At 50.2% G+C, this 15017-nt stretch carries 10 protein-coding genes and 3 tRNA genes; 6 read left to right on the top strand and 7 right to left on the bottom strand.

Annotated elements, in window-relative coordinates; translation table 11 throughout:
* Entirely contained in the window at positions 1-432 is a 432-nt protein-coding gene (locus BUC30_RS05680) for an acyl-CoA thioesterase (RefSeq protein WP_015732505.1), read from the bottom strand.
* Between the two features lie 126 nt (positions 433-558).
* On the opposite strand from BUC30_RS05680, the gene glgB reads away from it, so the two are divergent.
* Entirely contained in the window at positions 559-2775 is a 2217-nt protein-coding gene (glgB, locus tag BUC30_RS05675) for a 1,4-alpha-glucan branching protein GlgB (RefSeq protein ID WP_073423963.1), read from the top strand.
* 90 nt (positions 2776-2865) lie between these two features.
* On the opposite strand, the gene BUC30_RS05670 is transcribed toward glgB, so the two are convergent.
* Positions 2866-3480: an outer membrane beta-barrel protein gene (locus BUC30_RS05670; protein ID WP_073423962.1), complete on the bottom strand. Its 615-nt coding sequence runs from the start codon at positions 3478-3480 to the stop codon at positions 2866-2868.
* A 193-nt stretch (positions 3481-3673) separates the two neighbouring features.
* The gene (locus tag BUC30_RS05665; protein WP_073423961.1) at positions 3674-4588 is read right to left on the bottom strand and encodes a tyrosine recombinase; all 915 of its coding nucleotides are present in this window, start codon (positions 4586-4588) and stop codon (positions 3674-3676) included.
* A gap of 85 nt (positions 4589-4673) precedes the next feature.
* Here BUC30_RS05665 and BUC30_RS05660 point away from each other — a divergent pair.
* From BUC30_RS05660 to BUC30_RS05650, 3 genes are all read left to right on the top strand, one after another.
* Positions 4674-4746 (top strand) — tRNA-Lys (locus BUC30_RS05660).
* 149 nt (positions 4747-4895) lie between these two features.
* Positions 4896-4968, top strand: a tRNA-Lys gene (locus tag BUC30_RS05655).
* Between the two features lie 152 nt (positions 4969-5120).
* Positions 5121-5193 (top strand) — tRNA-Lys (locus BUC30_RS05650).
* 30 nt (positions 5194-5223) lie between these two features.
* Here BUC30_RS05650 and BUC30_RS05645 read toward each other — a convergent pair.
* The 3 genes from BUC30_RS05645 to BUC30_RS05635 all read right to left on the bottom strand — a co-directional run bounded on the left by BUC30_RS05645 (position 5224) and on the right by BUC30_RS05635 (position 10726).
* Positions 5224-6543 carry a hypothetical protein gene (locus tag BUC30_RS05645; protein WP_073423960.1) on the bottom strand — a complete coding sequence of 440 codons (1320 nt, stop codon included), beginning with the start codon at positions 6541-6543 and terminating at the stop codon, positions 5224-5226.
* A 185-nt stretch (positions 6544-6728) separates the two neighbouring features.
* Positions 6729-9890, bottom strand: a complete 3162-nt coding sequence (locus BUC30_RS05640; RefSeq protein ID WP_073423959.1) for a carbohydrate binding domain-containing protein — start codon at positions 9888-9890, stop codon at positions 6729-6731.
* Between the two features lie 101 nt (positions 9891-9991).
* Positions 9992-10726: a DsbA family protein gene (locus BUC30_RS05635; RefSeq protein WP_073423958.1), complete on the bottom strand. Its 735-nt coding sequence runs from the start codon at positions 10724-10726 to the stop codon at positions 9992-9994.
* 491 nt (positions 10727-11217) lie between these two features.
* On the opposite strand from BUC30_RS05635, the gene BUC30_RS05630 reads away from it, so the two are divergent.
* Both BUC30_RS05630 and BUC30_RS05625 read left to right on the top strand, forming a co-directional pair.
* On the top strand, positions 11218-13014 hold the full coding sequence (locus BUC30_RS05630; protein WP_244536505.1) for a homoserine O-acetyltransferase MetX: 1797 nt from the start codon (positions 11218-11220) through the stop codon (positions 13012-13014).
* 1 nt (position 13015) lies between these two features.
* Positions 13016-13897 carry a YicC/YloC family endoribonuclease gene (locus BUC30_RS05625; RefSeq protein ID WP_073423957.1) on the top strand — a complete coding sequence of 294 codons (882 nt, stop codon included), beginning with the start codon at positions 13016-13018 and terminating at the stop codon, positions 13895-13897.
* A 246-nt stretch (positions 13898-14143) separates the two neighbouring features.
* Here the strand turns inward: BUC30_RS05625 and BUC30_RS05620 are convergent, their stop codons facing one another.
* Entirely contained in the window at positions 14144-15016 is an 873-nt protein-coding gene (locus BUC30_RS05620; RefSeq protein ID WP_073423956.1) for a hypothetical protein, read from the bottom strand.
* Between the last annotated feature and the right edge of the window lies 1 nt (position 15017).

Below are 15017 nucleotides of genomic sequence, written 5' to 3'. Positions count from 1 at the left end.
CTACTTCACTTGAAAGCGGTCTTTGATTTCTTGAGGGATGGCGAACGGCCTTCCCTTTTTCATATCCATGAGAACCCACTGCGTCTCGGATTCAAAAACGACCTTGCCATCGGAAACGCGTTCAAAGCGGCACTTGCGTACGCTCGCGACCTTGCTGTAGCCAGCGACCCAAGTCGTACCACGGATTTCATCGCCCAAGAACGCCTGATTCTTGTATTCCACAAACTGCGTATGGATCATCCAACCGCAACCGAACTGGTACATCACATCCGTTGCACCAACGGAATCCGAATGAGCAATCGAAATATCCTGAACCCATTGCACCGCCCACACATTGTTCATGTGCTTGTTTTCGTCAATCATCTCGGGCGTCACCTTGAAAAGCTTTTCAAACTTCATCGGATTTGCATTTTCTTCCATCACTACAGCCATTATAAGCCTCCATTCGATACAAATGTAATAATAATCCAAATATTACGGTTTTTATTGCAATTATTCGCATAACATTCTCATTTTATGTTATTTTTCTTTGCGTTAAAACATTAAGTGAGAAAATCTATGGAATGGAACGATTTCACGAGCCTGACCGCAGAAAACATGCAGGCAATTTGGGACTTCAAGACTAAAGACCCTTTTTCAATTTTAGGTATCCACCCGCTCGAAACCGATCGCGGGATCAAGACCGTCATCCGCACCTATCAGCCGCAGGCATGCTTTGTCCGCGGTGAATCGTGCGACGGCACTGAAGAATTTGACTTTGTGAAGCTTGGCGACACAGGATTTTTTGAAGCCATCCTCGACTTGGAATACAAGCCGTTCTTTTACAAGCTCATCATCAAGCAGGGCGACGGCATCGAATACACGCTCGTCGATCCGTATGCATTCTTGCCGGTCCTCAGCGACTTTGACCGCCACCTGATTGCAACAGGCACGCACTACGAACTTTACCGCAAGCTCGGCGCCAACCTCATCGAACACCAGGGTTTCAAAGGCGTACACTTCGCCGTCTGGGCTCCGAACGCACACGCCGTTTCTGTAGTCGGCAACTTCAACAGCTGGGACGGACGCCGTCATCAGATGCGCATGCTCGGTGCCTCGGGCATTTGGGAAATCTTCATTCCGAATCTTGGTGAAAACGAACTCTACCGCTTTGAAATTCACGGCGCCGACGGGAACCTCCATGTGAAGGTGGACCCGCTTGCAAAGCTCGCCGAAGTCCGCCCGGCAACAGCCTCCATCACAACACACCTCGACGGTTACGAATGGGGCGATGATCTTTACATGAAGACGCACTGGGCCACAAAGGTCTTTGGCGCTCCGATGAACATTTACGAAGTCCACGCCGGTTCCTGGCGTCGCGACCCGGCTAATCCGGACCGTTTCCTCAACTGGGACGAACTCTCCGAACGCCTCATCCCGTACCTCAAGGAAATGGGATACACGCACGTGGAATTCTTGCCGCTCGCCGAACACCCGCTCGATGAATCCTGGGGCTACCAGGTCACCGGTTACTACTCCCCCACGAGCCGCTACGGCACGCCGGACCAGTTCCGCCACTTTGTGGACCTTTGCCACCAGAACGAAATCGGCGTGATTTTGGACTGGGTTCCAGCCCACTTCCCGAAGGATGCACACGCTCTCGGACGTTTCGACGGCACCGCCTGCTACGAGCACGCCGACCCGCGTCAAGGCGAACACCCGCACTGGGGCACATACATCTTTAACCTCGGCCGTAACGAAGTCAAGAACTTCCTCATCGCAAACGCGATGTACTGGCTCAAGGAATTCCACTGCGACGGTCTCCGCGTCGACGCTGTTGCATCCATGCTTTACCTCGACTACGGTAAGGGCCCGGGCGAATGGGTACCGAACAAGGACGGCGGCAACATCAACTACGACACGCTCGAATTCCTGAAGCACTTGAACAGCATCATGGGCCGATTGACCCCGCATGCCATCCTCATCGCCGAAGAATCGACTAGCTTCCCGAGCATCACTCGCCCGCCAGAGCAGGGCGGTCTCGGCTTCCACTACAAGTGGAACATGGGTTGGATGAACGACTTCTTGAGCTACATCCAGCACGAACCGATCTACCGCAAGTACCACCACAACCAGCTTACGTTCAGCATGGTCTACGCTTATTCTGAAAACTTCATACAAGTTTTCAGCCATGACGAAGTGGTGCACGGCAAGGGTTCCATGCTCGGCAAGATGCCTGGCGACAACTGGCAGAAGTTTGCAAACCTCCGCCTCACCTACGCTTTCCAGTACGCACACCCGGGCAAGAAGCTCAACTTCATGGGCAACGAATTCGGTCAGTTCCGCGAATGGAACGAAAAGCGTTCGCTCGACTGGCACTTAGTCAGCTGGGATAGCCACGGCAAGCTCCTCGAAATGATGAAGGTCTTAAACCACATCTACAAGGAAAATTCTCCGCTGTGGGAAATCGACCATTACTACACCGGCTTTGAATGGATTTGGTGCGACGATGCCGACAACTCCATCGTAAGCTTTGTCCGCAAGGATGACCATGGCAACATGATTCTCTGCGTGTTCAACTTCACGCCGGTTGTCCGTAACGATTACCGCCTGGGCGCTCCTGCTCGCGGTGCTTGGAAAGAAATTTTCAACACCGATGCAGCCATGTTCGGCGGATCTAACGTCGGTAATCTCGGTGAAGTCTGGACGCAAGACATTCCGTGGCAGAATCGCCAGTGCAGCTTAAACATCAAGCTTCCGCCTCTTGCGGCAGTCTACTTCAAGCTCGAAAGATAATAGCGCATTCGCGCAGTTCTTAGTCACTAGTCATTAGTTACTAGAATTTCATTAAAAAGTCCCTGAATTTATTTCAGGGATTTTTTATTGCTAATTCAATGTCACCGAGAACATGAGCATCACGGATGACGAACTAAAAACGCCATCGTCATCGGACCAGTATTTGCCATAATTATACGCGATGGACGCACCCAAAGCAAAGTGCTCACTCACCCACCAATCCTTGCCAAGATCGACATCAAAGCTAAAAGCCTTGAGTCCTGTATTCCCTGCATACTTGTGGCAATCAAGCTCATATCCGGTAACCCCTAGAGAGCCACCCAAAAACACATTATTCCATTGGGGGATATAATACGTTACGCCTGCGCCTAAGTAGACGGAGCTCAGCACATAAAAATCATGGTCTACGTACGTCGGGAGCCCTTCACGTGCTTCGCGGAAATTAGAATACATCACATAGCCCAAATTGGCATGCAACGCCAAGTCCTGCACAATGTAATAGCCCAGCTTGCCATGCAGTTTCATCCCAAAGCCATCAGCAATCAGAGATTCTGTGCCATCCGCATTTTCAAAGGAGGCGTAGCCCAAGCCCACAGAAGCACTTGCAAATAGCCCGTTATGCGTATAGGGAGTCGAAAGCGGTCCAGCCCAAACAGCCGAAGCCATCAACACAACGAGCGACAATAAAGCAACAAGGCGATTCATACACTAATAATTTAGAAAAATTTCTTATTTGTTCGCCCGTGCGGTCTCTTGTGAGCCGAAAGAGCCTTGTATTAACAAGGCTTGTCGGCGAGAGCACGGGCCTAAAGCGCTTTACCTTCGACTCTTGCCTGTGCGGTCTCTTGTGAGCCGAAAGAGCCTTGTATTAACAAGGCTTGTCGGCGAGAGCACGGGCCTAAGGCGCTTTACCTTCGACTCTAGCCTGTGCGGTCTCTCTAGGATGGAAGCTACGATGTTCAACCTTGATAAAGTCTTTATCGACGTGCGTGTAAATCTGCGTGGTACTGATGTCTGCATGCCCGAGAAGTTCTTGCAAAACGCGCAAGTCCATGCCAGCCTCCAGGCAATGCGTCGCAAAGCTATGGCGGAACGTATGCGGAGAAACTTGTTTGCTCAAATGCATCGTATGCTGTTGCACGATTTTCCACGCACCCATGCGAGTCATAGGCTTCCCTCGCGAATTGAGAATAATATTGTCCGCCGTCGGGTGCGTTAAGGGGCGCCCATCATCAATCCATGCGCGGAGATTTTCCTTCGCCTTACTCCCGAGCGGTACAAGGCGCTGCTTATTGCCCTTGCCAATCGGCAAAAGCCATTCGTTCTCAAGATCGATTTGCGAGAGCTTTATACTAAGCGCTTCCGAAATGCGGAGCCCTCCACTGTACATGAGCTCAATCAGAGCTGTGTCTCGGAGTGGATTCTTGCCATTTGCGGCACTTTCAAAAACGCTATCGATTTCTTCGCGGGTCAGGTACTGCGGCAGGTAATGCCCGAGCTTCGGAGTCGCAAGCATCGATTCCGTGCTGTAATCGTACTCGCCCTGGTTTTGCATGTACTTGAGGAACCCGCGCAAGCTCGAGAAATGCCTCGCAACCGATGTCGGAGAATACTCATCCTGCCCCGCCGTAAGCGTCAGGAACTCGTCCAGCTTTTCGGGCTTCAGCTCCTTAAGGTCAATGCCGTTATCGTCCAGCCAGGCTATAAAATGCCTCAAATCCTCCTGGTAACTTTGAATAGTTACCGGAGACAGGCCTCTTTCCACCCCGAGGTGCGAAAGAAAAGCGTCCAGACGGTTAGAATTGAGACTCATAGCAGAAAAAATAAAAAAAAATCGCCCTTTTCCCTTGCCAGTTTATTCCGTTATTTCTATAATTGTGCGCGTCCTAAGCGACTATGGATGATTAGCTCAGTTGGTAGAGCAGCTGACTCTTAATCAGCGGGTCGCAGGTTCGACCCCTGCATCATCCACTAAATACCAAACCGAAAGGCAAGGTATTGCAAATACAAAAGCGTCAGACAAAGCTAAGCGTTTTTGAAAGCGAAAGTGGAATCTAACGAACTTTGAAACTGCGACTTTTGATTTTTGCAAAGACATAGCCAAAAGGCGACCAAATCATGGATGATTAGCTCAGTTGGTAGAGCAGCTGACTCTTAATCAGCGGGTCGCAGGTTCGACCCCTGCATCATCCACTAAATACCAAACCGAAAGGTAAGGTATTGCAAATACAAAAGCGTCAGACAAAGCTAAGCGTTTTTGAAAGCGAAAGTGGAATCTAACGAACTTTGAAACTGCGACTTTTGATTTTTGCAAAGACATAGCCAAAAGGCGACCTAAGAATTTTGGATGATTAGCTCAGTTGGTAGAGCAGCTGACTCTTAATCAGCGGGTCGCAGGTTCGACCCCTGCATCATCCACTAAACACCATCTCAATGAGATGGTGTTTTTTAATACCGTAGTCCCATGCAATGCCAGGTAATGCCAAACGAGACAAACGGTGAAAGCCCCTTCGCATGCCCGATATCCGAAATATTGATGTTCTGCATTCCAAGCTTTAAACGCACGCCAAAACGGTTCCCAATTCCACGTTCAAAGAAGCTATCGACAGGTTTCCCAATCAGCTTCGGGAACAGCGCCTCGACAAAAATGCCAAAGCCATAGCGGAAATATCGCTCGTGCTGGTATTCCGAATCTTGACTTCCTCGTTCAGGTGGGATTTCGATTGCCGAAAAACCGAGATTTCCCCAAACGCCACTCTCGATATAATCCGTTTTCAGCCACAAATATCCAAATTCCACGTGCGCACCAAAATCGCCCGTACCGCATGAATCGCACTTGGCATCAAACTTACGGATACTCACCCCAACCCCCGCAAACCAATTGCGGTTATAAAGATTAAAACCAAAATCCAAATAAAAGACCGGATCAAAGTCTGGAAAATCCCCCGCTAAGAACGGACGCCCAAAATCGGCATACGCATTAAAACGCCCCCTCCCCTCGCTCTTAACAAGTTTTTGCGGCATTGAGCTAAGCTTATCGATATTCGCGGTCATCGAAGTCTGTGCGTTCTCCGCATTCAAATCAACATCATACTTCAATCGGTGTGGGAAATACTGAATTCTTTCAAAAATAGATGTATCGACCAAGGAGTAACATTCTTCGGAATAGCCATCCATGAAGAAGATTCTCCTAACAGGCATCAACTTTTCTTCAGGCTCATTCAAACGGCTCATCATTCGCTGTGAAATTTTCCAGGACGTATCTTGCGAAATATCCGGTCCGACATACGCAAACGAAAATAGTTCCTTTTTCTCTTCACCGGGCTTAGGCGTTACCCACGTTTTTGTTTCTTTGTCATAAATTTTGTCTACACGAATTTCATCGTGAATCAAGAAAAAGCCTTTCACATTCATTGCCGAATAACGTTGTTCAAACATCTGCTGGTACTTTTCAGGCGCCTGCATCAACAATTCATTTTGTCGTTTCAGCTTGTAGTCAGACCAGCCCATAAAAGACTGGTACACTTGCGGAAAGTTCTTTTCGAATTCCGAATTGTACACGTCAAAAGATTCACGTTGCAAATATTCTCTTTGAATGAGCTTGCCATAATAAGCAACCGGGGCGGTTTCGAGCTTTTCAGCCACGGTTTGCATTTTTGAGAATTTATCTACAACAGACTTAAATGAGATATGCCAATCATCAATTTCCCAATTGGCAAAAGAAACCGAAATAGAAATCAAAAGGAGTACAAGGCTACGCATTATCATTTTCACGATTCTCCTTTTATTGAAGGTTTTATTGAAGGTTTGAATTCAATAGACTTTTGGGATTAATATACACAAAGGACAGTTTCCAAAACCACGCTATTTACACACAAAAAAAGAACTCCGCACGTATGCGGAGTCCTTTTCAAGATTTCGAGAATCTAGTTTGCGAACCTTAGTTCATCGACTTAGTTCAAAGTGATGAGAGTAAGGGTGCGCTTGCCGACCTTGATACCCTTAGAAATATCGACAGTCTTAGCCTTCTTGGACGGATCGTTTGCCCAGCCTTCTTTGAGCTTTTCAGAGCTCTTGTCGAGAGTCTGGACAGAAGCCTTGCCCTTGAAGCCCGGAATGTCAAGCTTGATGTCGAATTCGCTGTACGGGCTCTTGTTCACGAGGAGGAGCTGCTTCTTGTTGCCGTTTACAGTCCAGTAAGCGGTAAGGAGAGCGTCTTCGTCACCCTTGATGGTGGTCTTCATGAGCTTGCCACGAAGAGCGTCGGAAGCCATCTGGAATGCCCAGTAGCTCGGGCGCGGGCAGTTCATGCATTCTTCACCAGAACGGGTCAAGTAACCGTAGTCACCGCCTTCCGGAGTGATGTCGTTGTGGATATCCCAGTACTGAGCGTTGTCGACGTTTTCAGTAGCGAGCATACCGAGGTAGTCAGCGACGAACAAGCCGTTTTCGACAGACAAGGTCTGCGGACCCGGGTTGAAGTCAACAGAGTTCCATTCGGTGAGCCAGAGTTCGATCTTCTTGCTCTTGTTGAACTTTGCAGTCCACTTGTCGACGACCTTGTGCAAGCGTTCGTAGATTGCAGTGAGGGTCTGCGGAGCAGAGAGCATAGCGAAGTCGTTTTCTTCACCGAAGTGCTGCGGGTAGTGGTGGACGATAAGACCGTCAGCAATGTCACCCGTTTCAGCAAGGACCTTTTCGTTCCAGTCGCCTTCGAGAACGCCGAGCACAGCCACCTTGATGGTCGGATCAACTTTCTTCATGGCTTCGATGAACTTACGAGCGCGCTTACCATAGATGGTACCACCGTCCTTACCATACTTTTCGTAATACGGATGCCAGTTACCGTAGATTTCGTTACCGATTTCCCAGTAGAGGATGCCAGCCTTCTTGTCGATGTTCGTGTGCTTGACCCAGTCAGCGGCTTCCTTTTCAGTGCCGGAACCGAAGTTCACAGTGAACATGGCGTTAGAGCCAGTCTTCTTCAACCATTCGAGGAATTCGTCGGTGTCGACCATCCAGTCGTGGTTGTCGAGGATTTCCTTCCAGTGGTCGTCATCAGCACGGAGACCACCCGGGTAACGGATAATGCCGTGGTTGATGCGCTTTGCAAATTCGCGAGTCTGAACCTTGAAGTTCTTGTTGTCGAGCATGTCGCCGTCCCAGAGGGCAGCGTTGATACCGAACAAGCCACCAGAGATATCCGGGTTGAGGACATCCTTTTCGCCCTTCACCAAGACCTTGATGACAGCCGGACGTTCCTTAGCCTTGACTTCGCGCTGGTTGGTCAAGCGGATGTTGTCAATCTTGAAGCCACCGGCAGTACCTTCACCACTCGGCTTGAAGTCGAGAGCGGTTACACCCTTGAGGTCGAAGAGGCCGTTTTCAACAGCGTCAGGCGGTTGATAATACGGGAACTTGCCGAAGGTGCGGAACGGAACGAGGATGGTCGTCTTGCCCTTAGGAGCACCGACGTTGGAAACGAAGATTTCGTTGCCAGCATCCTGGATCTGCACGGTGATGGACTGCCAAGCTTTTTCGGAGTACACGTCGAACATGATGCCCCAGTGCTTGGTCCAGTCGCGGTCAGCAGCCGGACGGCCATTTTTCTTCATGTCGAGCACGACGTCAACCCAGTCAGCAAGGAGGTAGTGTTCGATATTCAAGCAGTTGCCCTTGAATTCGGCGCAGTTTTCAACCTTGAACTTGAGCTGAGACTTCGGACCGGTCGACGGTTCCCACTTGTCCTTAGCAAACTTGCTTTCGAAGTCGGAGATCACGTAGTCCGGAGCGTTGGACTTGAAGGAATCCCACTTGAGATCCGGGTCCACCCAGTCGATGTTAGACGTGAAGGTGATCTGGTCCACAAAGACCGTCACAGGAGCCGGCTTGCCCGGTTCGCCCTGGTTTTCACCCTTGCCAACGGAGAAGCGGATTTCCTGAATCTTGTCCCACTTGATATCCTTAGCGACTTCAGCGGACTTGTTAGCGTCCCAAGCCTTACCCTTGTCGGTGAAGCGCTTGAGAGGAATCTTGGCGAGCTGCCAATCCTTGGAGACCTTGATCCAGTCGTTGAGGCCGACCTTGGTCTGGCTCTTAATGTCGTTGCCCTGGTTGTCGAGGATACCGACGTAGAGCTTTTCGCCGCCGAGCTTACCCTTGATCCAGAAGTAGAGACCGCCCTTGTCGCGAACCTTGGAGAGGTCAATGAACTTGCCTTCACCGAGAGAGTAGGTCACGCCAGACCAGTCGTTGTTGTCGATGTACATGGCGAGCACGTTCTTGTTGCCCGGAGTCTTGGACTGAGCTTCACGCTGAGCGGTGAGACCACCGTAGCTATAAGAGAAGCCCTTGACCTGGTTGTCATAGAACGTAGCGAGAGTCTTGGCCTTGCCGTCGAGCTTTTCCGGGTTCTTCGGGCCGTCAATGATATCATTGTTTTCGTCCCAGTAGACCATCTGCTTCTTCGGAGCAGCCTTCTTGTTGCCCTTCACGATTTCGATGTTGTCGACCCAGACTTCGAATTCGCTTGCAGCGCTCTTGTCAATGGAGAAACGGATTTCAGCAATCTTGTCCCAGTCGATACGAGCCGGGAATTCGGACTTGCGGGTGTTGTCCCAGTAGAGACCACGGTCCGGGAAGTCCACGAGAGGAATGGAAACCTTCTTCCAATCCGTCGTCACGGCGCCGCCTTCGATGTACTTGTTCATCGGAAGCACGACCTGAGTCTTCTTGCCATCAGAGACTTCTTCGTCGAGAAGACCGACCTTGACAGCTTCGCCACCATGCTTACCCTTGATCATGAATTCGACCTTGGAATCAAGCATGTACTTGTTCAAGTCGAAAAATTCATTGTAAAGGCAGATGGAAGCACCGGAGTATTCCTTCGGGTCCAGCTTGATGTTCAAGGCAGCCTTGGACTTGTAACCACCAGACTTGGTGATGGTGACACCCTTGCTCGTGCCGCCGTAAGAGTAATCGTATCCACCCGGACGGTACTGTTCATCGAAGAACTTGTACACAGCCAGATGCGGACGTTTCGGCTGAGCCATTGCAGCTGTAACGCTCAAGCCGAGGACGGCGAGCGAGGCAACTTTCAATGATTGCTTAATCATAATGTGCATCCTTTTGTTGTTTTTTTTGAATTTAAATTACAAACTTGAAAATTAAAAAGCGCACACGTCAATCAATTTAACGTGCACGCCTGAAAACGTAATTACTTCGCTTCCTTCAACATCTTTTCGACGAGATCCGGGCTGAAGCGATCCTGACGTTTGCCGTTGATGTAGAAGTTCGGAGTACCCTGAACGCCGACCTTGACGCCCAACTGGAAGTCCTTGTCGATGCGAGCATTCATAGCGGAATCGAGAACCATGTCCTTCTTGAACTGTTCGACGTTGAGACCAACTTCCTTAGCTACAGCGAGGTAGACGGAATCGGAGAGTTCGCGGGAGTGCGGTGCGAGAGCATAGCGGTATTCCCAGAACTTGCCCTGCTTCTGAGCAGCGATAGAAGAAGCGGCTGCGGCCTTAGCATTGGAGTGGAAGCTGAGCGGGAAGTGCTTGTAGACGAACTTGATTTCGTTCGGGTACTTCTTGTTGAGTTCCTGCATGGTCGGAGCGATACGAGAGCAGTACGGGCACTGGAATTCAGTGAATTCGACAATCGTGAGCTTAGGATTCTTGGTGTTGCCAAAAACCGGGCTTTCATCATCCGGGATGTCCCAGACCTTGTTGTCAGCTTCCATTTCGGCACGAGCCTGTTCGAGGGAAATGCCGCGCTTGTCGAGAGCATACTTGATGATTTCAAATTCTTCCTTGACCTGCTTGAAATCCTTTTCGAGGGAATCGAGGCGAGCCTGCTGGTTGAACGAACCGCCAGCGGAAGCTTGGTTGCAAGCAACGAGGCCGGAGACTACAAGAGCCATAGCAATGAGAGATAGACGTTTCATTTTAGTCCTTTGAGTTAAAACTTTGGGGCACAATCAGCCCACGATGTGTGAGAAATATAATAACGAAAACTTACTTTGATTGGAGAAAAACATCAAAAAAGCATACACAATCGTCTCATCTGTATCCATTAAAATCGATTGTAAAATCCGAATTTTTGACCATTTTTCGCAAATCGAAGTCCGTAACTATAAGCAATTCAATAAGTTACAAAAGTGTGGTGGGTAAAAAACGTGACTAAAATCGCACGAAAAGAATTTACAAAGTAATTGTTAGTCAATGGTCAGTGGTCATTGGTCAATAGTAATTGGTCATTAGTCAGTGGTCAGTGGTCATTGGTCATTAGTCCGTAGTCAATAGTAATTGGTCATTAGTCAATGGTATAAGTAACAATAGACAAATGTTATTGTCGCAAAGCTATCATCGAAAGACATTTAACTAATGGGTCGAGACGAACGACCAAGAACCAAACATTTTACTATTTTTTATGCATATGAGTGAATATTTGCATAAATCGTTTGGTCCCGTAATCCCCAAGGATTTCAACAAGGATTATGGAGAACAGGGCTTTTTGCTGGAAAGCGGCAAGACGCTCCCTGCCTTGACCATCCGTTACGAAACGTACGGCACATTGAACGCCGCCGGCGATAACGCTGTGTGGGTTTGTTCGCCGTTGACCGCTGATGCGCACGCCGCCGGCTGGTATACCGAAAATGACAAGAAGCCCGGCTGGTGGGATGAACTCATCGGACCAGGCAAGGCTATCGATACAGACCGATTCTTTGTAGTTTGCAGTAACATCCTCGGCGGATGCAAGGGTTCCACGGGTCCGGCAACGATCAACCCGCGCACGGGCAAGCCTTACGGCAGCACCTTCCCTACCATTACGATAGGCGACATGGTACACGCCCAAAAGGAACTTGCAAACGGTCTTGGCATCAAGGAATTCTACAGCGTCATCGGCGGATCCATGGGCGGATTCCAGGCGATGAAATGGGCAATTTACTACCCGGAACAGGTGAAGCGCATCATCGTGATTGCTAGCTCTCCCAGATTCTCGAGCCAGGCGCTCGGCTTTGAAGTGGTGGCCCGCGATGTCATCACGCAAGACCCGAACTTCCACGGTGGCGACTATTACGAAGAAGGTAAGACAAGACCGGACATCGGCCTTGCGAACGCCCGCAAGCTTGCACACATCACGTACCTCTCTGCAGTGGGCATGGAGAAGAAGTTCAAGCGCGCCCAGGATCAGGAAAACAGAAGCCACGCCGTCACTTACTCGACACCGTACGACTTGAACCTCCCGATTGAAAGCTACTTACGTTATCAGGGAACGAAGTTCGTTGACCGATTTGATGCGAACAGCTATTTGCACATTGCGCATGCGACCGACGCATTCGACCTCGAAACGGAATACGGCAGCATCGAGAACGCCTTCAAGGGCATCAAGGCTGAAGTCCTGAACGTGAACCTTTCGACCGACTGGCTTTTCCCGCCGCACGAGAGCCGCCGCATTACAAGCGCGCTCCTCAACACCGGCAAGACCGTGACGAGTCTCGAACTCGACACGCAATTTGGCCATGACGGATTTTTGATTGAAGTGGGCGAACTCGGCAAGGCTGTGGGCCGTTTCCTCGATTCAAAGATCATCCCGCAGAACGGAACGCAGGCGGTGCCTGTATTCCACGACCAGAGTGACTTCCAGCGCATCAGCAAGCTCGTGAAGGAAGGTAGCCATGTACTCGACCTCGGTTGCGGCAGTGGCGACTTGCTAGATTACCTTATCCGCAAGAAAAACGTCACGGGCTTTGGCATCGAAAAGAACATCAAGGGAATTCTCGACTGCCTCGAAAAAGACGTACAAGTTATCCAGCGCGACTTGGATGAAAGTGGTCTCACGGACATCAAGGACGGAAGTTTCGACTACGCCATTATCAACCGCACGATTCAGGAAATTCGCGACCCGGTCGCCCTTTTGAACGAGCTTTTGCGCGTAGCGAAGCAGGTCATCGTGACGTTCCCGAATTTCGGTCACTGGTCTGCTCGCGGAAGCCTGATGCTCCACGGCCGTATGCCGATTTCGAAGGAACTCCCCTACGAATGGTACGACACGCCGAACATTCGCGTGCTTACGCTCAAGGACTTCTATACGTTGTGTAACAAGGAAGGGTTCAAGATTGAAAACCTGCACTTCCAGAATGAACACAAGATAAGCAAGTTCCTGACCGCCATTGGGCTGCCGAACTTTGGCGCCGAACATGTGATTGCGACAATTTCGAAAAAGGTTTAGAATGTCTATTATCTCCATGACCGGATTCGGCAAGAGCGAATCCACATTGCAAGGAATCACGTGCGTTATCGAAGTGCGTAGCGTGAACAGCCGTTTCCTCGAAATTTCGAGCAAGATTCCAAAGAACTTCGCCTACCTCGAAAACGACTTCAAGGCACAAATCAAGGACAAGCTCGTTCGCGGTTCCGTGAACTTTTCGATTACGCTTGGTGCAGGCAACGCCGGGAACATTCCCGTTTGCTACAACGAAGCCGCTGTGGCAAAGTTCGTGGAAATCACGAAGGCGATGCAAAAAAAGTACGGCATTGCAGGCGACATCAAGCTTGAACATGTGCTTGCGATTCCTGAAGTTTTGCAGTTCACGGACGGAAACAACGACAACGATGTCTGGGAAAAGCACCTGAAGGCTGAACTCGACAAGGCTTTGGACGGTGTCATCGCCATGCGCGAAAAGGAAGGCGCGAACCTCGCCGTAGACCTCACCCGCCGCGTGATACACCTGAACGAAGTCATCGACAAGGTCGAAGTCCTCGATCCGCAGCGCATTGAAACGTGGAAGGTCAAGTTCCGCGAACGCATCAATACGCTCATGAAGGATTCCGAAATCGACGATGTCCGCCTGTTGCAAGAAGCCTGCATCATGGCAGACAAGCTCGACATCCACGAAGAAATCACGCGTTTCCGCAGCCACAACAAGCTGTTCCTCGACGCGCTCGCCAAGGGTGGCGCCCAGGGCAAGAACCTCGGGTTTATCCTCCAGGAAATGGGCCGTGAAGCGAATACGCTTGGCACTAAGTGCCAGAACGCCGAAATCGCAGCACTTGCCATCGAGCTCAAAAACGAGATTGAGTGCATCCGCGAGCAAAGCATGAACGTAGCGTAGATCAACACGCACGGAAATTCTCAACACCATTTCTCAACATGGATTTTTTATCCATAAAAAGCCCTACGAAAGTAGGGCTTTTTGCTTCAAAACAATCTAACTTATAATCAGAAAGAATAAAACATCCACACTCCAACAACAAGCGTCTCGTGCAAATCGCACGGGACGCTTTTTGGTAATGGTTAAAATGGCGATTCCGGCATGCTTCGACTTTGCTCAGCACAGGCTCCGGCCGGGATGACAGTCCTACTTTTTCTTCTTGGAAGAGCTCTTTTTCTTGTCGGTCATCTTGACGCGGCGGGAGCCGGAGCGGATGCGTTCCCACGGGGCAAAGGACATCGTCCCGAAGGTGAAAACGAAGAACCACACATTAAACGAGAGCCAAAGAATGGCGGCACAGCCGATCCTCTTCCAGTCCACAACGACGCTCATGTCAATGACAAGCGCCGAAAGTGCGAGAAGCGAGGCTATAATCACGGGAGCAAGCATTCTCTTGCCCGCCTTTACGAGAGCGCCAGCAGAGGGCGTTCCTTCACCGAGTTCCTTCCCTGCAATCAGAGCACAGGCGACAACGCCCGAGAAAGCGATAGCGCTAAGCACAGCCCACATGAGCCAAGCCTTGCCAATCATCAACGGGAACCAACTTACAAATCCCGTAAGCAATAACCACGAAAGTGCAAACGGGAACAGCGCACAGGCAACGCTCCACTTGGCAAAAAGCACAAGCAAAAGCGCAACACCCGCAAACACGGCAAAGAAAATCAGGAGCAAGTCTTCGTCACCGCCCAAGGCAAACAGCGAGCCCACAAAAGCAGCGAGAGCAAGCAAGCCGCCCACGCCACCGCGAACCCCGCCAAAGACGGAAAAGAGCACAATCATCGAAAGCGCTGCGACAAAGATGTACTGCGAAGAATGCCAAGCCGAAGCCACATTCGTAAAGTTCGCCACCCACATGCCAAGCGCTTCAGAAGCGCCCAACGGGAGAGAAGCCATCTGCTGCCAGCCTGTCGCTAGGAACGCCACAGAAAAACCAACCATCAACAGCACAAAAATCAGGCGAAAGCGGAGGGATAGTTCCAGAAGCTTTTGCACTTTGCCCGGTTTTTCACGTAATTCCATT

Origin of the sequence: Fibrobacter sp. UWB7 (genome assembly GCF_900142945.1) — a bacterium.
Taxonomy (GTDB): Bacteria; Fibrobacterota; Fibrobacteria; order Fibrobacterales; family Fibrobacteraceae; genus Fibrobacter.
The sequence above is the reverse complement of the archived record's forward strand: the minus strand, read 5'-3'. Positions and strand labels throughout refer to the sequence as shown.